Origin of the sequence: Dietzia timorensis (assembly GCF_001659785.1) — a bacterium.
GTDB classification, from domain to species: Bacteria; Actinomycetota; Actinomycetes; order Mycobacteriales; family Mycobacteriaceae; genus Dietzia; species Dietzia timorensis.
This window is the reverse complement of record NZ_CP015961.1, coordinates 1,626,639-1,645,079: the sequence shown is the minus strand read 5'-3', so window position 1 is coordinate 1,645,079 and position 18,441 is coordinate 1,626,639. Positions and strand designations below refer to the sequence as shown.

At 64.3% G+C, this 18,441-nt stretch carries 15 protein-coding genes and 1 tRNA gene; 6 read left to right on the top strand and 10 right to left on the bottom strand.

Going from position 1 to position 18,441, the window contains the following annotated elements:
- The first annotated feature begins 173 nt into the window (after window positions 1-173).
- A tRNA-Pro gene (locus BJL86_RS07525) sits at window positions 174-247 on the top strand.
- A 115-nt stretch (window positions 248-362) separates the two neighbouring features.
- Here the strand turns inward: BJL86_RS07525 and BJL86_RS07520 are convergent.
- Window positions 363-1,529, bottom strand: a complete 1,167-nt coding sequence (locus BJL86_RS07520) for an IS1249 family transposase (protein WP_067473417.1) — start codon at window positions 1,527-1,529, stop codon at window positions 363-365.
- 374 nt (window positions 1,530-1,903) lie between these two features.
- Here BJL86_RS07520 and BJL86_RS07515 point away from each other — a divergent pair, with 374 nt between their 5' ends.
- The gene (locus BJL86_RS07515) at window positions 1,904-3,349 is read left to right on the top strand and encodes a dicarboxylate/amino acid:cation symporter (protein ID WP_067476937.1); all 1,446 of its coding nucleotides are present in this window, start codon (window positions 1,904-1,906) and stop codon (window positions 3,347-3,349) included.
- A 109-nt stretch (window positions 3,350-3,458) separates the two neighbouring features.
- Here the strand turns inward: BJL86_RS07515 and BJL86_RS07510 are convergent, their stop codons facing one another.
- The 3 genes from BJL86_RS07510 to fdhD form a co-directional block, all read right to left on the bottom strand.
- Window positions 3,459-4,148 (bottom strand): DNA alkylation repair protein, encoded by a 690-nt coding sequence (locus BJL86_RS07510; RefSeq protein ID WP_067476934.1) that lies wholly within the window; start codon window positions 4,146-4,148, stop codon window positions 3,459-3,461.
- 23 nt (window positions 4,149-4,171) lie between these two features.
- Window positions 4,172-4,552: a cupin domain-containing protein gene (locus BJL86_RS07505; RefSeq protein ID WP_067476930.1), complete on the bottom strand. Its 381-nt coding sequence runs from the start codon at window positions 4,550-4,552 to the stop codon at window positions 4,172-4,174.
- A 73-nt stretch (window positions 4,553-4,625) separates the two neighbouring features.
- On the bottom strand, window positions 4,626-5,501 hold the full coding sequence (fdhD, locus tag BJL86_RS07500) for a formate dehydrogenase accessory sulfurtransferase FdhD (protein WP_231887273.1): 876 nt from the start codon (window positions 5,499-5,501) through the stop codon (window positions 4,626-4,628).
- 220 nt (window positions 5,502-5,721) lie between these two features.
- On the opposite strand from fdhD, the gene BJL86_RS07495 reads away from it, so the two are divergent.
- Genes BJL86_RS07495 through BJL86_RS07480 form a run of 4 tightly spaced genes read left to right on the top strand, consistent with a single transcriptional unit; the run spans window position 5,722 to window position 12,919 of the window.
- On the top strand, window positions 5,722-7,395 hold the full coding sequence (locus BJL86_RS07495) for a (2,3-dihydroxybenzoyl)adenylate synthase (RefSeq protein WP_067476927.1): 1,674 nt from the start codon (window positions 5,722-5,724) through the stop codon (window positions 7,393-7,395).
- 46 nt (window positions 7,396-7,441) lie between these two features.
- Complete coding sequence (locus BJL86_RS07490) at window positions 7,442-7,666, top strand: phosphopantetheine-binding protein (RefSeq protein ID WP_197487638.1); 225 nt, start codon at window positions 7,442-7,444, stop codon at window positions 7,664-7,666.
- Window positions 7,666-8,940 carry an alpha/beta hydrolase-fold protein gene (locus BJL86_RS07485; RefSeq protein WP_067476924.1) on the top strand — a complete coding sequence of 425 codons (1,275 nt, stop codon included), beginning with the start codon at window positions 7,666-7,668 and terminating at the stop codon, window positions 8,938-8,940. The genes BJL86_RS07490 and BJL86_RS07485 overlap by 1 nt, the downstream gene beginning before the upstream one ends.
- Window position 8,941: 1 nt before the next feature.
- Window positions 8,942-12,919, top strand: coding sequence for a non-ribosomal peptide synthetase (locus BJL86_RS07480; protein WP_067476921.1), 3,978 nt, complete (start codon window positions 8,942-8,944; stop codon window positions 12,917-12,919).
- 49 nt (window positions 12,920-12,968) lie between these two features.
- Here BJL86_RS07480 and der read toward each other — a convergent pair whose 3' ends face one another.
- Genes der through BJL86_RS07450 form a run of 6 tightly spaced genes read right to left on the bottom strand, consistent with a single transcriptional unit; the run spans window position 12,969 to window position 18,417 of the window.
- Complete coding sequence (der, locus tag BJL86_RS07475) at window positions 12,969-14,459, bottom strand: ribosome biogenesis GTPase Der (RefSeq protein WP_067476918.1); 1,491 nt, start codon at window positions 14,457-14,459, stop codon at window positions 12,969-12,971.
- Between the two features lie 2 nt (window positions 14,460-14,461).
- Window positions 14,462-15,154, bottom strand: a complete 693-nt coding sequence (gene cmk, locus BJL86_RS07470) for a (d)CMP kinase (protein WP_067476915.1) — start codon at window positions 15,152-15,154, stop codon at window positions 14,462-14,464.
- Window positions 15,154-15,957, bottom strand: a complete 804-nt coding sequence (locus BJL86_RS07465) for a pseudouridine synthase (protein WP_067476912.1) — start codon at window positions 15,955-15,957, stop codon at window positions 15,154-15,156. Before BJL86_RS07465 ends, cmk begins: the two co-directional genes overlap by 1 nt.
- A 30-nt stretch (window positions 15,958-15,987) precedes the next feature.
- Window positions 15,988-16,635, bottom strand: coding sequence for an SMC-Scp complex subunit ScpB (gene scpB, locus BJL86_RS07460; RefSeq protein ID WP_067476909.1), 648 nt, complete (start codon window positions 16,633-16,635; stop codon window positions 15,988-15,990).
- A complete protein-coding gene (locus BJL86_RS07455) occupies window positions 16,626-17,489 on the bottom strand; it encodes a segregation and condensation protein A (RefSeq protein WP_067476949.1) in 864 nt (287 codons plus the stop codon). Before BJL86_RS07455 ends, scpB begins: the two co-directional genes overlap by 10 nt.
- A gap of 52 nt (window positions 17,490-17,541) precedes the next feature.
- Window positions 17,542-18,417, bottom strand: coding sequence for a ParA family protein (locus tag BJL86_RS07450; RefSeq protein ID WP_067476906.1), 876 nt, complete (start codon window positions 18,415-18,417; stop codon window positions 17,542-17,544).
- Window positions 18,418-18,441: the final 24 nt, after the last annotated feature.

Below are 18,441 nucleotides of genomic sequence, written 5' to 3'. Positions count from 1 at the left end.
TTCTGCGCCGCGCCCGCGGGAATCAGACTCCTATTTTAGTGTTCTACGTAACAGGACCAGAGAACATCTTATAGAACAAGCATCCTTTTTGATATGACCCCCGCAATTGTTCGAGGCGGATTGGGCGAGCCAGCCCCTATCGGCTAAGGTTGTCTCGTCGCCAACGCGATGGACGGGCTGTGGCGCAGCTTGGTAGCGCACTTGACTGGGGGTCAAGGGGTCGTGGGTTCGAATCCCGCCAGCCCGACAACGAAATCATCATGAATCGAACGGCTCCGGATTCTCCGGGGCCGTTTTTCTTGTCGTAACCAGTGCAAACCCGGGGCTAAGGGACAAAATGTGTGTCTGGCTCGGGCGTGTCGTTAGTGGATCCATCCTTTTTGGATGCCTTGGGAGTTGGACCATTCGATAGCGTTGTCGTAGAGGGCTGGTCGTCCGGTTTCGTGGTCGGCGAGGTTCTCGTTGTGGGTGAGGGCTTGTGCTTTGGCGAGTGCGTTCTTGCCCCACTGTTGGCCTCTGGCGATCTGTAGCGGGTCGTCAGGGGCTTCGGTTTTGAGATAGAGCCACCATTCGCACATCAGGCGTTGGTGTTCGGCGGCTTGTCCGCGGTGGGCGAAGGCGTGGACTTTGATCCCGGCATTGATGCCGCCCTCGAGAGTGTTCGTGGTTGCTGTGATGAGTTCGGGGGCTATCGCGCCCGGTGGCGGGTCGAGATAGCGAAATAACAGTTTGTGTCTGTGCAGGTAGAGCAGGCTGTTATACGCTTTCCGGGTTCGGTCGTGGGTGAAGGTCCACGCGCCGGTCTTACCTGGAGGTGGCGGGGTCTTTTCGTTGAGCCAGTGTTTGTAGATCCGTCCGAAGTCGTTGAGGTGGACGATCCATTCGGTGGCCTGTTCCACGGTCGTGATGCGGGTCAGTTGCAGGGCAAGTTGGTAGATCGCTCGACCGGCGTCGGTTCGTGGCCTGCTGGTGGTGTGGCGGCGGACGTTGCGTTGGGCATGGACCAGGCAGCGTTGCACGATCGTGCGAGGCCATTGCTTGGCGATCGCGGTGGCAGCGCCTTGGCCGCCGTCGATGACGACCATCAGTGGTGGGGCCATATGTTCGAGCAAGGTGCGGTAGGCCTGGATATTTTCACGGCGGGCCCAGTGCCAGGCCACAACGTGTGTGCGGGTCGCGGCCACCAGCAGGCACCCGGCTGCGGTATAGGTTCCGTCGATAAATAGCTGGTCATAGACGCGGAAACGGTCGGCGGGGACCGGGACTTGGACGTACCAGAACGTGTGGAAATAGCGATTGAGGGTGCGCCTGGAAATTCCGTGGTCGGCCGCAACCTGGTCGAGAGAGCCGGTTCCGGTGAGGTAATCGATGAACCAGCGGAAACGAGCATCGAGCCGCCGATCGGGGCGGTGTTTGGTCGAAGAGGATCCACACGATCGGCATCGCCATCTGGTCGTGCCGGCGCCTGTTGTGCCGTTGCGTTTCATCGTGTGACCACATATCGGGCATGCGGGGTGATTTTGGGCCATTACGCCAGCACACGCCCCGGCACTCATAACCGGCTGCAGATGTCACGTAAGGTCGCGAAATAATGATCAGCGGATTATAAATATCGAATCCGCGCAGCTCATCCCTCACAAATCACCGATCTCAGACACACTTTTTGTCCCTTAGCCCCAAACCCGCTGAACACCACCGTTTCTACGGGTTTGACCGCGCGGCAAATTTTGCACAGTCGAACCCGCAGGAATGTTTTTCGGCCTCTACCTGTTGTTCCCGGGTGGCAGGGACGGCCGCAAAGCAATACGGAACCAGTGTGTTCCGCGACGCCGGCAACGTCCCAGAGTAATCAGCGCGAGCTCGGCTCACGCCGTGTCTACGTGGAGCTAGGAGTACAACCGGAATGCCGAAAACACAGTCGCAAGGTGAAGTACGCGCGCCGCGCGGCCTGAGACGTCTACCTTCTTGGTCGAAGGGATTCGGGGCGCAGGTCATTGCAGGCCTGATCGTTGGACTCATCCTTGGATTCATCGCTCGCGCCCAGGGCTCAGAAGGTGCACTGGCGGGACTTCTCAGCGGAGTGGGCGATACATACGTTCAGCTGCTCAAGGTCATGATCCCGCCGCTTGTCATCGCGGCGGTGATTACCTCCGTGGCAAATCTTCGTCAGGTGACCAATGCCGCCAAGCTGGCGGTGAGCACGATCTTCTGGTTCATGATCACGGCCGCGGCGTCGGTGCTCATCGGCATCGGAGTCGGGCTACTGGTTCGTCCCGGAGAGGGTACGAGCGTTGCCGCTTCGAGTGCAGCCGAACCGGAAAGCACCGGTAGCTGGCTCGCCTTTATCCAGGGGATCGTTCCCGAGAACATTCTCGGCCTCGGGGCATCGACGAGCGACGGCGAGACCACTCTCGCGTTCAACGTGCTTCAGCTCCTCGTCATCGCCGGCGTCATCGGCGCCGCCGCCGTCAAGGTGGGGCCCGCCGCAGAGCCGTTCCTCAAGTTCACCGAGTCGTTCCTCAGTGTGGTGCAGAAGGTCCTCTGGTGGATCATCCGTTTGGCGCCCATCGGTACCGCTGCCCTTATCGGCCACGCCGTTTCCGACTACGGATGGGACGCTCTCGGGTCGCTCGGCAAGTTTGCAATCGCAATCTACATCGGACTCGCACTCGTCATCGGTGTGCTCTATCCGATCGTTCTCGCAGCACATCGCATCCCGGTTCTCGGGTTCTTCCGCCGGGTCTGGCCAGTAACGAGCCTCGGATTCGTCAGCCGCTCGTCCATGGGCGTGATGCCCTTGACCCAGCGGGTCTCCGAGCAATCGATGGGCGTGCCGCGGGAGTATGCCTCGTTCGCGATTCCCCTCGGCGCGACCACGAAGATGGACGGTTGCGCGGCAATCTATCCGGCGATCGCGGCGATCTTCGTCGCCCAGTTCTACGGCCTTCCCCTCGGCTTCACCGATTACGTCCTCATCATGATCGTCTCGGTTCTGGGCTCGGCGGCGACCGCAGGTACGACTGGCGCGACCGTGATGCTCACCCTCACGTTGTCGACCCTCGGCCTTCCGCTTTCGGGTGTCGGCCTGCTCCTTGCAGTGGAGCCGATCCTGGATATGGGACGCACCGCCGTCAACGTCACTGGACAGGCGCTGGTGGCGACGGTCGTGTCCAAGCGCGCCGGTATCTGGAACAGAACTGCGTGGGACAACGCCCAGTCGGGAATGCCGTCCGGCGACCTGACGGAAGCCGAGTCCACCGTCGACGAAGATGGCGACTCTGCTGACGGCGAAGTCCCCGCCAGCACCGAATCGTCAGTACGAAGCAAGGCAACGGTGACGACCTCCTAGCACGGTCCACGCTGTCACCCAATCACGAGAGAAGAGCTCCCGGGAGCGCGAAGGATGCACATCCATCGCCCACCCGGAAGCTCTTTGCCATTCCTACGACGGAGAGCGTCTACGCCGTTTCCTCCTTGCGTCTGACCATTTCGTCGATCCAGATTGGCGCGAAGGGTGAGGTGCAATTGGGTGGTGTCGGGTAGTCCTTGAGAACTTCCAACCGCTCCCCGATCTGCCGAGCGCGTTCTCGATGCTCCGGGCTCTCGATACCGATGTAGGCCAGGCACATGTTCATTGCCCACTGCAGACGTTCCGGCGCCTCACGCATCGAGGTCTCGATCTCATCGAGAAGCGCCGACAAGTCGAGCCCTTCAGACTTCTTGTTGACTCTGTCACTCGTCAGCGCCCAACCCGCGCTCGAAACGTTGCTGTCCTCGTCGGCGAGCCACCGAATGCGCAGCTCTTCGGCGCTCTTGTTCTTCTTCACGACATAGTTGACAAGCCAGTCCTGTTCTTTCGGCGACTGGGACTGGCGAAGCATCTTGTCGAGCGAATCGCCGTCGAATTTCCTCGGGCTACAAATGAGCAACGCAAGCAGCCTGGCATTCGGATTCTCGGTCGCCCACAACTCCACCGAAAGCTCGTGCTGAGTCTTTACTCGCTTCGCAACGGCGCGCAGCTTGGTCAGATTGATGCCGTGAGCGTCGCCGTGTTTCTCGTTGACGGCTCGGACTTTCGCGTCCTCGAGATCGGCGAGCTCTTTCACCAGATCGGTGGCGTTCGGTGTCGATGTCGTATCAGCGGCCATTTTGTCCTCCCTAGTTGATCGGTTCACGTCCCGGTGAGCAGGAGCAGTGTCACCGTCGCGGGTCCGTTGGCGAACAGGCTGTGCACCTTGCCGGAATCGATGTGTAGAGCCGAACCCGGTCGAAGCGTCACGTCTCCGGCTTCGGGATCCCCCTCGTTACCGATCCGCACATCGACCTCGCCGGTTTGCCCGAGGATCACGATCGGCCCGGGCGCCTTATGGGACGCCATGACATCGCCGGCCCTGAATGCGATGCGAATGATGCGGACGCCTTCGCGCACGTCCAGTAGCTTGACCTCCGGCACGCCCTTGCTCGTGGATCCACCTGGGTGAGCGCTCCCGAGCGAGTCGATAAGCGCCCATTCGGCAGCCCCTTCATTATCCGATGAAGCGTTCTGTTCCACCAGGTCCTCCCCTATCGCTGTGCCTCGAGCGGTGTTGTGTTGGCGACCCCTCGGGCACACCGTGCCCCGGCGATCACGGCTCCGTCCTCTCGGGGTGTGCGTAGATATTCATCGTTTCACCCCGTACGAAGCCGGCGAGCGTCATTCCCGATTCCCTGGCGAGGTCGACGGCCAGCGAGGAGGGAGCCGAAACCGCGGCCATCGCGGGAATCCCCGCCATCACCGCCTTCTGGACCAACTCGAAAGAGGCGCGCCCCGAAACCATCAGAATCGTTCCCCGTAGCGGGATGTGGCCATTTTCCAGTGCCCAGCCGACGAGTTTATCCACGGCATTGTGGCGGCCCACGTCCTCTCGCAGACACAGCAGCTCGCCGTCATGGGTGAATAGCCCCGCAGCGTGAAGGCCGCCGGTAGACGAGAAGATCTTCTGCGCCTCGCGCAGCTTGCCGGGCAGGCCGAGAATGGTGTCTGTGGAAATCCGCACGGGGTCGCCCTCAGGGGAATGCTGGGTGCGCGTGCGGATCGCGTCGAGCGAGGCTTTGCCGCACACCCCACACGACGAGGTCGTATAGAAGTTGCGCTCGACATCCGTAGAGGGTTCGGGCACGCCGGGCGCCAGGGCGATGTCCAGCACGTTGTAGGTGTTGCGGCCAGAGTCGTCGACACTATTGCAGTAGCGCGCAATCGCGATATCCTCGCGCCCCGCGACCACTCCCTCGGTGAGGAGAAACCCCTGGGCGAGCTCCACGTCCGACCCCGGAGTACGCATGGTGACCGCCAGCGGCGTGCCGTTGACACGAATCTCCATCGGCTCTTCGACCACGAGGGTATCGGGGCGCGAGTCGGCGGAATGCGCGCCCTCCGCCCGCTCGCCTCCGGACTCCCTCGTGCCTCCCTGCGCGGCGGGACCGATGCGTAGCACCCGCATTCGAGTTGTCGCTCTTCCCACTACGCCGTCCTTTCGGCCGCCTATTTGCCCGGAACCGCCGTCATGTACCCGCGTTGGTCGCGTTTAGACAGTTCAGGACGCTGTTCCTTAGTGATCCATCGTACGCATCGGCAGCGGCACTACCGCGGCTCGAGCACCCGTCGCGTGGACAATTTAGGTTAGGCTGTACTGTCTCTTCCGACGACGTTGCCCACGACCAGCCCCGAGGAGAACTCCGAGAATGACGTCGAGCGTCGAAGTACCTCATAGCAATCTGGAGCTCCCCAAGGAGTTTTACCCCCACGAATTCGCGGAAAAGTACCGCGCTGCAGGGTACTGGACGGACGCCACCTTCGCTGAGTTCATCCCGGACGCGGCGAAGCGCTTCGGCGACTCCGAGGCGGTTGTCGGCCGAGACCACCGTGGACAGGACGTGCGCTACACGTACGCGGAGCTTGACGTCGAGACCGCCGTACTCGCTTCGGGACTCGCCGCGCACGATATCCGCCGAGGAGATCGAGTTCTGGTGCAGCTTCCGAACATCACCGACTACGCAGTCGTGGTGTTCGCTCTGTTCCGCCTCGGTGCCATCCCGGTGTTCTGCCTGCCGGCGCACCGCGAATCCGAGATCGAGCACTTCATCGCCACCGCGAAGGCGAGCGCGTTCATCACTGTCGGGGAATTCGGCGGGTTCGACCACCGCGCGCTTGCGCGCAAGGTCCTCAGCGGCCTCGCAGAGCGCGGAGAGGCTCCGCGTCCGCTGGTTATCGTCGCGGACGAGGGCGCCGGCGAGTTCGTCTCGCTCGGCGCGGTGCGCGACTCCGCCGTCATGGGCGAAAAAGAGCAGGCCGAGCCCGACCCCGAGGGGCTGGCGTTCCTGCAGTTGTCGGGAGGCACGACCGGCACGCCGAAGTTGATTCCGCGCACCCATGCCGACTACCTGTATTCGATCCGCGAGCAGTCTGCGGTCGCCGGGTGTTCGGGCGAGACGCGGATGCTCGTGGTGTTGCCGGCGGCGCACAATTTCACGATGAGCTCACCGGGAATCATCGGCGTGCTCATGCACGGCGGCACCGTCGTCTTCTGCACCGATCCCACCCCGACAGCGGCGTTCTCCGCGATCGAGGCCGAACGGTGCACCATGGTCTCGCTCGTCCCGCCGTTGGCGCTGACCTGGCTCGCCACGCGAGGAATGATCGACAAGGATCTGTCGTCTCTGCAGGTGATGCAAGTCGGCGGCGCGAAATTCCCCGAGGTCGCTGCGCGCCGGATCGGCCCCGAGCTCGGCGCCACCGTTCAGCAGGTGTTCGGGATGGCCGAGGGGTTGTGCAACTTCACCCGCCTCGACGACCCCGAAGACCTACGCGCTAGCACCCAGGGCCATCCGGTCTCCCCGGGCGACGAGATCGAGATCAGGAATGACGCCGGAGAACTGGTCTCCCCCGGAGAACGTGGCAATCTCTGGACCCGCGGTCCATATACGATCCGCGGATACCTCGGCGGCGTGGATGCCGAATCGTTCGACGACCGTGGCTTTTACTGTTCCGGAGACATCGTGCGGCGCCGGAGTAACGGCTACCTGGTGGTGGAGGGGCGCGCGAAGGACCAGATCAACCGTGGTGGAGAGAAGATCTCGGCCGAGGAGATCGAGAATCATCTGCTCGCGCACCCCGATGTCGCCGACGTGGCGCTCGTGGCCGTACCGGACAAGTTCCTGGGTGAGCGTTCGTGCGCGTACGTGATCTCCCCCGCCCCGCCGAGCGCCGAGCAGCTCAAGTCGTTCGTGCGTGAACGCGGTGTCGCCGAGTACAAGGTTCCCGACCGCTTCGAGTTCGCCGACGCCTTCCCCCCTACAGGTGTAGGAAAGACCAGTCGGCGCGAACTTCGCCGCTACCTCGCCGACCTCCTCGACTAGTCCACTCTCCCCTGGAGACCAGCAAAGACCGACGAAAGGACCCCTGATGGCCCTGTCCGAACAACGGATCATCGACGATGTCGCCCAGATTCTCGAGGTCGACGCCGACACGATTTCCCGTGAGACCGCGCTCGCCGACGCGGGGCTGGATTCCCTACGGATGGTCATGCTCGTGGAGAACTGGCGCTCCGAGGGAAACGAGGTCGATTTCCAGGAGCTGATCTCGCTGCCCACCCTCGGACAATGGATCGATGCGCTTGGGGCTGCGTGATGCGAACGAACATACTTCCGGGCGGATTCATCGATGAGGTGGATCTCGACACCGCCTTGTCCGGAGCCTCGGCTAGCGATGTGGAGTCGTTCTGGTCCGATGTGGCCGAGCTTGGCACGCCGCTCGTCGAGAACGATTCGAAGCGCGTGACGTTCCTGTGGCGGCGTACACCCGGCGACGACGTCGGTTCGGTGTATCTATTCCTCAACCGGGTCACCGACAAGGACAATATCCCGCTCGGGATGATGAACCGTGTAGAGGGCACAGATATCTGGGTGCGCACCCTGGAGCTGACCTATACCACTCGCGCGACCTATTGCTTCCGTGAGCTGGCCCCGGGCCAGGTGCAAGAAGTCGGACCTCCGCGCCTCGAGCGAGGCGGCATGCAGTTCGATCCGCTCAACGGGCTACCACCAACCGCGCAGATCGAGGGCCGCTACGGCATGTCGGTGTTCCGCGGTGGACTCTGCCCCGCGCAACCAGAATGGGAATCCGCACCGGCACTGCGCCACCGGATTCGCGGCGAGGTCGTCGAGTCCACAGCCCCATTTCCCGGCGCCGACGGCTTCACCGATAAGCCGTGCCATCTCTATCTTCCCCCCGCTGCCGCCGGAACCGCAGAGATGCCGCTTCTCACGATGTTCGATGCGGAGAAATGGTTCGGCGGGCTGGGACTTCCCCGCGCCCTCGACTTCGCGATCGCCGAGGGGATTCTTCCGCCGTTAGCTGTTGTGTCCGTCGCGAACACCTCGATGCGCGACCGCATGGAATCGCTGGGCACCGGATTCGACTTCCTTCGCCACGTCGCCGAACACCTCGTGCCCTGGGCCGAAGAACAGGCCACCGAAAGAGACATTGCGCTCGCTCCGCGCGGATCTCGGGAACGACTTGTCGCCGGCGAGAGCCTTGGCGGGCTGTCCGCTCTGTGCGCAGTACTCGAGCACCCCGATGCGTGGGGCTCTGCGATCGCGCAATCGCCCTCGCTGTGGCGCACACCTCAGCGGAGCGGCTCGCCCCTGGATATGCACTCCCGCGGCGGCGGGGAATGGATCATCGAGCAGTTCACCACGCCACCGAGCGTGGACCCGGCCCCACGAGTCCGTCTGTCCGTCGGCACGAGGGAGGGGCCGAGCCTGCCGCGCGTGCACCAGCTCGCGCTGACGATGAAGGAGTCGGGCTGGGACGGCGAGATCCACGTCTACGACGGCGGGCACGACGATTCCTGTTGGCGCGGCGAACTCTTTGCTCACCTCGCAGAACTTCTAAGGAATTAGGATGCCCCTGCCTCTCGAGCTCACCCCAGGCCAGGCGTCGGTGTGGTTTGGCCAGGCGGCCCGGCCCGGTTCCGGCGCGTACCAGTGCGCCGAACTACTGACCTTCGACACGCCTCCGGACATCGAGCTTCTGTCGGAGACGATCTCGACGTGCCTTGGACAGATCGAGGTGCTGCAATCGGTATTCACCACCGACGACTCCGGGACACCGGTGATGGCGCCGCGTCCGCACACCTACGAGGTCGATGAGACGTGGGTGCCGGAGGACGCCGACGTCATCGAGTGGTGTACACGCCAGATTTCGGTGCGCTGTTCCGGCGATCTATCCGGGGACCTGCTGTCCGGCCACTCCATCGTCCATCTTCCCGGCAGGCAAGTAGGTTGGCTTGCGCGCTTCCACCACATCGTCGGCGACGGGCTGTCCATTTCCGCGATCATCCGGTGGATTGCCGCAACCTACACAGCTGTAGTACGCGAAGAGGAACGGCCGGAGCCTCCATTCCAGGTATCGGCAAACGTCCTCGGAGCCGCCCGCCGCCACCAGTCGACGACGGGAGAATCCGACGCGCCGACGATCGGAGAAGCGGACCGTCAGTACTGGAGCTCCCAAGATATTCCGTTGGATCTCAGCCCGCTGGGTACGGCTCGCGATAACTCCGACGAGCCCTCGGTACTCGCCGTGCACGCGCAGATCACCAAGGACACCCGCACGCGGCTACGCGCTGCGGCAAAGACCGCCGGTTCCAACGAGGCGGTTCTGCTCGCAGCCGCCACGGGGCACTATTTCGCGGCGCTCAGCGGCGCAGGCGCGAGCGAGGGCGCAGAACCGGTGTCACTCGGCTTGCCACTGATGAACCGCCCCCTCGGCCAGCGGAAGACCGCCATCGACCCGGCAGTCAACGTACTCCCGCTCCTCATCCCGCCGCGGCACACGGTCGCCGAATCGATCGCCGCCGTCGGAGAGACCTTCGACGGCGCACGCCGGCACGGCGCATACCGCGCCGAGGACCTACGCCGCGACATCGGGCTCACCGACCCCGATCGGCAGCTCACGGGCCCGAGCTTCAATATGCGCCCCTTCACCACACGCTTCACGTTCGGCGAATCGGTCGCCGAGCTCACGACGATTTCCATCGGGCCCGTGCACGACCTGGAGTTTATTTTCCAATCCGAGAATGACGGCGGAATGGACTTACACGTCCTGGCCGACACGGCCCTCCACGATCACCGCTCGGCCACGGCGCACACCGAACGCCTGGCCGGCTTCATCTCGCGAATGGCGACGGCATTCGAACGAGATCCGCACGCGAAGTGGTCGGAGGTGGATCTGCTTGGAGCCGACGAAAGGACCCAGGTACTCGAGCGGTTCAACGACACCGCGCATCCGCTCCGCGTACCTGCGGACTCGACCGCCAAGTCGCTCCTCGACGGCCGCCGCGACGTAGACCTCGGAACGCCGGCAAGGTCGGGCGCCCCCGCGCTGTGGCACGACGGGCGCGAGCTGACGTGGGGCGAATTGTGGTCGGAAGTCGACGCGTTCGCCGACAACCTGGGAGCTGTGGGCATCGGCGCAGGCGATGTCGTCGCGATACACCTGCGCCGCGGCCCTGCGCTATGCATCGCCATCGCGGCCACAGTCGCGGCCGGAGCGGCGTGGACGCCGCTGTCCCCGGATCTACCACCGAACCGATTGGACGGCATGATCGCCCGGGCGAAACCGCGGCTGCTCGTCACGGGGCCGGGCTCCGATATCGATTTCTCCTCGACGATACGAGTCGACGAAAGTTCTCTACATCCGTCGAGCACCGTGCGGACGGAGGGGATCGGCGCGTCCGACGTCGTACCTGTTGAGACTCCCCGGCCGGCAGACACGGCCTACATACTGTTTACGTCCGGCTCGACCGGCGAGCCCAAGGCGGTGGCGGTCCCCCATGAGGGAATCGTCAACCGGCTGGAGTGGATGTGCTCCTACTACTCGCTTGGCGAGGCGGACACGCTCATGCAGAAGACCGCGTGCTCGTTCGACGTGTCGGTGTGGGAATTCTTGCTGCCCTTCACGCACGGCTTGCGACTTGCGATCGCGGGCGACGGTGCCCACCTCGAGCCGGCGCGGATGGCCGAAGAACTGCGCGCATCGCGGACGACCTTCTGCCACTTCGTTCCCAGTGCGCTCAAGGTGTTTCTCGACGCCGGCCCGGGCGGACTGCCTGATCTTTCGCAGGTCGTCGTCTCCGGAGAGGCACTCGACGCCGGTATCGCAGAGGCATGCGTCAAGGGGCTCGACGTCGCACTGCACAATCTCTACGGTCCCACCGAGGCTTCGATCGATGTCACCGCATTCACCTACCGAGGCGAGGCGACTATCCCGATCGGCGCCCCCGTGTGGAATACCCGCTGCTACGTGCTCGATGACGAGTTGCGCCCGCTGCCCGTGGGCGCCCCGGGGCAACTCTTCCTCGCCGGGGTGCAGCTTGCCCGCGGATACCTGGGGCAGCCCGAGCTCACCGACGAGCGATTCATTCCGGATCCGTTCGCCGGCAAGACCTCCGGTGGAACGCACCGCATGTATGCGACCGGCGATATCGCATCGTGGCGGCCAGACGGTCAACTCCTGTACCACGGGCGAAACGATTCTCAGGTGAAGTTGCGCGGGCAGCGTCTCGAGCTCGGCGAGATCGAGGCCGTTATCGGCGAGCACGAAAAAGTGGGTGTGTGCGCAGTCGTCGCCCGCACGCTCGGGGGGCAGCTGACGCTCGTTGCATACTTCGTTCCAGCGGGATCGCCTTCGGACGCTCCTGCCGCCGGAGAGGTGAAGGCGTACGCCGCGTCGAAGCTGCCCGACTACATGGTTCCGCTCGTGGTGAGCCTCGACGAACTGCCCATGACGATCAATGGCAAGCTCGACCAGCGCGCGTTGCCCGCGCCTGCGGAGTTCGGAGACCACGTGGGCCCCGCGGATTCGCGCGAAGAGCTCATCGCGCGGCATTTCGCCGACGAACTCGGGCTCGACGACGTCTCCGTCACCGCCAACTTCTTCGACCTCGGCGGCAATTCGCTCGTCGCGGTTCGGCTCGCCACGGCGCTCAGCGAAGCACTCACCGAATCGGTGAGCATAGCCGACATCTTCGGGGCGAAAACGGTACGGCGGCTGGCCGACGTCATTTCCGGGGACGGAGAGGAATCGCAGGCCCTTTCGCCGTGGTTCCCGCTGCGACACCACGAACACGGCATACCGGTGCTGTGCTTCCACCCCGCCGGCGGACTCGGCTGGTCCTACGCCGGGGTCGTCTCTCACCTCGAACCGGGACGCGGCGTATACGCAGTGCAGTCGCCGGGCATTGCCCGTAGCGCCGACGCGGTGGCCTCGATCGCCGACGGAGCCCGCCGTGCGAGCGAGGATTTCTTCGCCCTGCTCGATTCGCTTCCTGCCGATTCGCGCCCGACGCAGGTCGACCTCGTCGGCTGGTCGGTCGGCGGGGTGCTCGCGCAGGAAACCGCCGTAGCGTTACGTGCCCGCGCGGTCGATATCCGTAAGCTCGTCCTGCTCGACGCATACCCGGCAGAACTCTGGAAGGACCTGCCGAACCCTACAGAAGTAGAGCAACTGGAGGGCATGCTCACCATGGCAGGGGTGGACCGAAGCGATGTCACCACGGGCGCCGATGGCGAGCTCACCCGGGACATCGTGCTCGACGCAATCCGGGCACGGGGCGGAGCATTCGGCTCACTCCCGGAATCGGCGCTCTCCGCCGTCATCGATATGGTCGGCCACAACGCCCGAATAATGAAGGATCACGACACCAGGCAGTATGACGGCGAAGTGCGCTTCTTCAAGGCTGGGCTCAACCCGGAGGCGATGAACGAGGCCACCTGGGAGCCGTTTGTATCCGACATGGACGTGACCGAACTGCCGGTGACCCACCCGGGGCTCGTCGCGCCGGCTTCTCTCGAACGGCTCGCGAAGGTCCTCGCGGAGTAAAAGTGGCCGGCCACCGTAGGGCGGCCGGCCACTTGGGAGACGTGCGCATCTACTTTCGCTGGCGGCGTTCCTTCACGCGCACATTGATACGCACGGGCGAACCGTCGAAGCCGAAGGTTTCGCGGAGCTTGCGCTCGAGGAATCGCCGGTAGCCCGCCTCGATAAAGCCCGAGGAGAACAGCACGAACGTCGGCGGACGCGTTGTCGCCTGCGTCGCAAATCGGATTCGAGGCAGCCGCCCGCCCCGCATTGGCGGAGGGGTCGCCGCGATAACGTCCTTGAGCCATGAATTGAGCACACCCGTCGGGATGCGCTTGTCCCACGAATCGAGCGAGGTCTCCATCGCGGGCACGAGCTTCTGCACCGCGCGCCCGGTCTGCGCCGAGATGTTCACGCGATGCGCCCACGTGAGGATCTTGCTCATCTCACGGTCGATTTCCTTGTCGAGCATGTAGCGGCGGTCCTCGTCGACGAGGTCCCACTTATTGAACGCGATGACCACGGCCCGGCCGGCGTCAGCGGCCATGGAGATCACTCGCAGGTCCTGCTCGGTCACAGGTTCGGAAGCGTCGAGCATGAGGATCACGATTTCGGCCGCCTCAATCGCGCCCTTGGTACGCAGCGAGGCGTAGTACTCGTGCCCGAAGGCCTGGTTGACCTTTCGCCGCAGGCCGGCGGTATCGACGAAACGCCACACCTTGCCGCCCAGCTCGACAAGCGAGTCGACCGGATCGACGGTCGTGCCGGCGACGTTGTCGACCACAGACCGCTCCTCCCCGACCAGCTTGTTGAGCAGACTCGATTTACCGACGTTGGGCTTTCCCACAAGCGCCACGCGGCGCGGCGTGCCCTCTGCGGTATCGGCGGCCTTGGCGCGGTCCGGAAGCGTCGCGACGATCTTGTCGAGCAGATCACCCGTGCCGCGGCCGTGCGCGGCGGATAGCGCAAACGGCTCGTCGAGGCCAAGGCCCCAGAACTCCGCGGCCTCGAGTTCGGCCTTCTCCGAGTCGACCTTGTTCACCGCGAGAATCACCGGCGTCGCCGAGCGGCGCAGGGTCTTGGCGACCGTCTCGTCGCCGGAAGTGATCCCGACGGTTCCGTCACCCACGAGGACGATGACGTCGGCGGTATTCATCGCGATCTCGGCCTGCTGTGCGATGGAACGGTGAAGCCCCTTCGCGTCCTGCTCCCAGCCGCCTGTGTCCTGCACCATGAATCGGCGCCCATTCCACAGCCCCTCGTAGGAGATGCGGTCACGGGTCACGCCCGGCACGTCCTCGACCACTGCTTCGCGGCGCCCGATAATGCGGTTCACCAGAGTCGACTTACCCACGTTCGGGCGTCCGACTATCGCGACGGTCGGCAGCACCTCGGCCTCGTCGAACTCGTCGCCGAGGTCGTCGGCATATTCGGCCGCGACGGCGTCCCAGTCGGTGTCATCGGCCCAATCGTCGCCGTCCTCGTAGACGACATCGTCGCCCGAGTTCGCAACCGGGAAAATGTCCTCGGCGGAGACGTCGCCGCCTTCGTTGTCACTCATAGTCACTTCCCTTGTGCCTTCTTTACCAGGTCCGCCAGACGCTCGAGTACGTCGTCAATGCTCAGCTCCGAGGTATCGACCACCACCGCGCCATCGGCGGCGCGCAGCGGCGATTCGGCGCGGCTGGAGTCTTTTTCGTCGCGCGCGACGACCGCCGCGAGGATTTCGTCGTAGTCCGCGGGCCGACCGGCGGCGGTGTCCTGTTCGGTCCGGCGCCGTGCGCGCACCTCGGGGCTCGCGGTGAGAAACACCTTGACCTCTGCGTCCGGCAACACGACGGTGCCGATATCGCGCCCCTCGAGCACGACCGAACGGTCCCCGCTCCACGCGAGCCTCTGCTGCAGCGCGACAAGGTTCTCTCGCACCTCGCGGATAGCTGACACCGCGGAAACCGACGCCGTAACCCGAGAGGTCCGGATATCTTCGGACACGTCGTTTCCGTCGAGTATGACGACGGACGTGCTCGGATCCGAGCCGATCTCCAGATCCAGGTCCTTGGTTGCAGCCACCACGGCTGCGGTGTTCTCCGGGTCTACGCCACTTTCGAGCACCTTGAGTGTCGCGGCACGGTACATCGCGCCGGTGTCGAGATAGGCAGCGCCGATGCGGCCGGCGAGCTTCCTGGCGAGCGTCGACTTACCGGTGCCCGCGGGGCCGTCGATGGCGACCCGTACGTTCTGTGACTGCGTCGGCATCAGAGGTCCACCGCCGTGTACAGATCGGAGATTTCGTTGCGATTGAGCTTGCGCAGGCTGCGCGGGCGTTGGTCGCCGAGATGGACACCACCGAGCTTCGTGCGGACGAGCGCCTCCACCGGGTGCCCAACCTCCGCAAGGAGTCGGCGGACGATGTGTTTCCGGCCCTCGTGGATCACAACCTTGACCAGCGAGTGGCCGTCGTGAATGTCGAGCACGGAGAACGAGTCCACCGATGCAGGGCCGTCGTCGAGTTCGACGCCTGCGCGCAGCTTCTTTCCCAACCCCTTGCTCACGACGCCGTTGACGTGTGCGATGTAGGTCTTGTGGATCTCGTACGAGGGGTGCATGAGTCGATGCGCCAGCTCGCCGTCATTGGTTACGAGGATGAGCCCCTCGGTCTCGGCGTCGAGGCGCCCGACGTGGAACAGCCGCTGGCCCGAATCGACTCGGGAGGCAACCAGATCGCCGATGCAGGGACGACCGAACTCGTCGCTCATCGTCGAGTGCATGCCTTTGGGCTTGTTCAGCGCGAGGTATACGAGCGTGTCGTCGAGCACGATGCGTGTGCCGTCGACCCGGATCACCGAGGAAAGCGGGTCGACCCGTACGCCCTGCTCGGTGATGATCTTGCCGTCGACCTCCACACGCCCCTGCGCGATGAGCTCTTCGGAAGCACGACGGGAGGCGACTCCGGCCTGTGCGAGTACTTTCTGGAGACGGACGGGCTCACGCGAAGGAGCCTGCTTCTGCTCCTGTGGTGAATCTTCCGGTGTGCCGTCTCGGCTAGCGGGATCTGTCATCGTCTGTATCAGTCCTGTATCTGGTCGGAATTACGCATCTTCCGAGTCTACGGTGCCGCGCTGCTTACGAGAAAGCGGAGAGCGTGGGTCTTCGTCCGGATCGTCCGACATTTCGTCGACGACATCGATATCCGGGAGCAGTGGGGCGATGTCGGGAAGCTCTTCGATGCCCGACAGGCCCATTCGATCAAGAAACAATTCGGTGGTGCGGTAGAGGAGCCCACCGGTGTCGGGGTCGTTGCCTGCCTCCACGATAAGCCCTCTGGCCGCGAGTGTGCGCACGACGCCGTCAACGTTGACCCCACGGACGGCGGACACCCGCGCCCGCGTGACGGGTTGGCGGTAGGCGATCACCGCGAGTGTTTCCAACGCGGCGCGCGATAGCTTCGAACGCGTGCCATCGAGGAGCAGCCGCTCGACGTACGGAGCGAATTCGCGGCGGGTGTACAGCCTCCATCCCTCGGCCGTCGAGCGTAGATCCATTCCGGAGCCGGCGTCGTCGAGCTCGCTCTGCCACTCCCGCAGTACCTCCGAGACCTCGGGGGCCGCGACGTTCGCCGCCTGTGCGAGTTGCGATTCGGTGGCCGGGATGTCGACGACGAGCAACAGCGCCTCGAGTACCGCGCGAAGGTCCGGACGCTGCTCCTCGATGTCGTCCGGTTCGTCGTTCAGTTCCATTCGTCGCTCCCTTTGATCACGTCTTCTGCATCTTCACCGGTCCAGGTCACGATGAGATCGTCGTCAGGATCGTCCTGAAACAGGGCCACCGCCCTGGCGCGGTACAGTTCGAGCAATCCGAGGAACCTCGCGACGATCTCGAGCGATTCCCCGCAGTCGGCGACGAGCTCGGCGAAACCGAACGGCTCGTTCTTCCCGCGCAACCGGAACATCGCCAGCATCTTCCCCGCCTGCTCAGGAACCGATACCGCAGGCGCGTGGATGTGTCCGATCCCCACCTCGTCGACAGGGCGAGGTCTCATGGCCACCGCCGCAAGCTCGGCGAATCCTTCCGGGGTGAGCCCGATCTCGACCTCCGGGAGCAACCCGATAAACCTTTCCTCCGGTCCGACTGCGCGCGGGTAGCCGAGCATGGCCGCGCGTTCGAGCTCGGTGAACATGTCCGCCACGCGCGCGAACGCACGAAACTGCAGCAACCGAGCGAACAGCAGGTCGCGCGCCTGCAACAAGGCAAGGTCTTCCGGGTCCTCGACCTCCCCGTGCGGGATCAACCGCGCGGCCTTGAGATCCAGCAACGTCGCCGCGACGACGAGGAATTCCGTGACCTGCTCGAGGCCTGCTTCCGCCCCGAGGTCGCGGGTATAAGCCACGAATTCGTCGGTGACCTCGTGCAACGCGACCTCTGTCACGTCGAGGCGCTTGGAGTCAATTAGTTGGAGGAGCAGATCGAAGGGGCCGGTGAAATTTCTTAGGTGGACGCTGAAGGCGCCGTCATCCGCGGCGACGGACTCGGCATTCCCGACGTGCCCGTCCTCTGAGCCTTCTTGCGGCGCGGAGCCCGCTTCGACGCCGATGCCCGCGTGTTCGGCGAGCGTCTCGGCCGCTTCGGCCGCGAGCTCGGCGGCCTCAGCGTCCCCGGGCGATGATTTCACGGGCGAGCGCGCGGTAGGCCTGGGCGCCGGCGGATTTCGGCGCCCACGAGGTGATCGGCTCCCCGGCGACGGTCGTCTCGGGGAAGCGCACGGTCCGGGTGATCACGGTATCGAAGACTCGGTCACCGAAGACCTCGACAACGCGGGAAAGAACATCGCGCGCGTGGATCGTGCGGCGGTCGAACATCGTGATCAGGATTCCGCCGAGGTGTAGTCGTGGATTGAGCCGGTCGCGGACCTTGTCGATCGTGTCGGTGAGCAAAGCGAGGCCGCGGAGCGCGAAGTATTCGCATTCCATCGGGATGACCACGTTGTCCGAGCAGGTCAGCGCGTTGACGGTGAGGAGCCCGAGCGATGGCTGGCAGTCGATGAGGATGAAGTCATAGCGATCGGCGATGGGATAGAGCGCGCGATTGAGCGCCTGCTCGCGTCCCACCTCGTTAACCAACTGGATCTCGGCCGCCGACAGGTCGATGTTCGCCGGAATCAGGTCGACACCGTCGACCCGAGTGCGCACGAGGACCTCGTCCGTAGCCACCGACGAATCGATGAGCAGGTTGTATACCGTGAGGTCGAGCTCGTGGTGCGGCACCCCGAGCCCGGCGGACAGCGCACCCTGCGGGTCCAGGTCGACCACGAGCACCCGGCGGCCGTATTCGGCGAGCGCCGCGGCGAGGTTGATCGTGCTGGTCGTCTTGCCGACGCCGCCCTTCTGGTTACAGACGGCCACCGTCACGGCAGGACCATGGGAGCTCAGCGGCTGCGGTTCGGGAATAGCCTCGAATCCGTCCCCGGCTGCATCGCTTTCGCTGCCGAGTAGCTCTGCTCGCGAAAACAGAGCCGGGTCCATTGGCCGTGCCTCGCTCGCCATTCG

Coding starts and splice junctions, on each gene's coding strand:
- BJL86_RS07480 (WP_067476921.1), top strand. CDS start 8,942: ATGCCCCTGCCTCTCGAGCTCACCCCAGGCCAGGCGTCGGTGTGGTTT.
- BJL86_RS07465 (WP_067476912.1), bottom strand. CDS start 15,957: ATGACAGATCCCGCTAGCCGAGACGGCACACCGGAAGATTCACCACAG.
- BJL86_RS07485 (WP_067476924.1), top strand. CDS start 7,666: ATGCGAACGAACATACTTCCGGGCGGATTCATCGATGAGGTGGATCTC.
- cmk (WP_067476915.1), bottom strand. CDS start 15,154: ATGCCGACGCAGTCACAGAACGTACGGGTCGCCATCGACGGCCCCGCG.
- der (WP_067476918.1), bottom strand. CDS start 14,459: ATGAGTGACAACGAAGGCGGCGACGTCTCCGCCGAGGACATTTTCCCG.
- BJL86_RS07495 (WP_067476927.1), top strand. CDS start 5,722: ATGACGTCGAGCGTCGAAGTACCTCATAGCAATCTGGAGCTCCCCAAG.
- scpB (WP_067476909.1), bottom strand. CDS start 16,635: ATGGAACTGAACGACGAACCGGACGACATCGAGGAGCAGCGTCCGGAC.
- BJL86_RS07520 (WP_067473417.1), bottom strand. CDS start 1,529: ATGGCCCAAAATCACCCCGCATGCCCGATATGTGGTCACACGATGAAA.
- BJL86_RS07490 (WP_197487638.1), top strand. CDS start 7,442: ATGGCCCTGTCCGAACAACGGATCATCGACGATGTCGCCCAGATTCTC.
- BJL86_RS07515 (WP_067476937.1), top strand. CDS start 1,904: ATGCCGAAAACACAGTCGCAAGGTGAAGTACGCGCGCCGCGCGGCCTG.
- BJL86_RS07450 (WP_067476906.1), bottom strand. CDS start 18,417: ATGGACCCGGCTCTGTTTTCGCGAGCAGAGCTACTCGGCAGCGAAAGC.
- BJL86_RS07510 (WP_067476934.1), bottom strand. CDS start 4,148: ATGGCCGCTGATACGACATCGACACCGAACGCCACCGATCTGGTGAAA.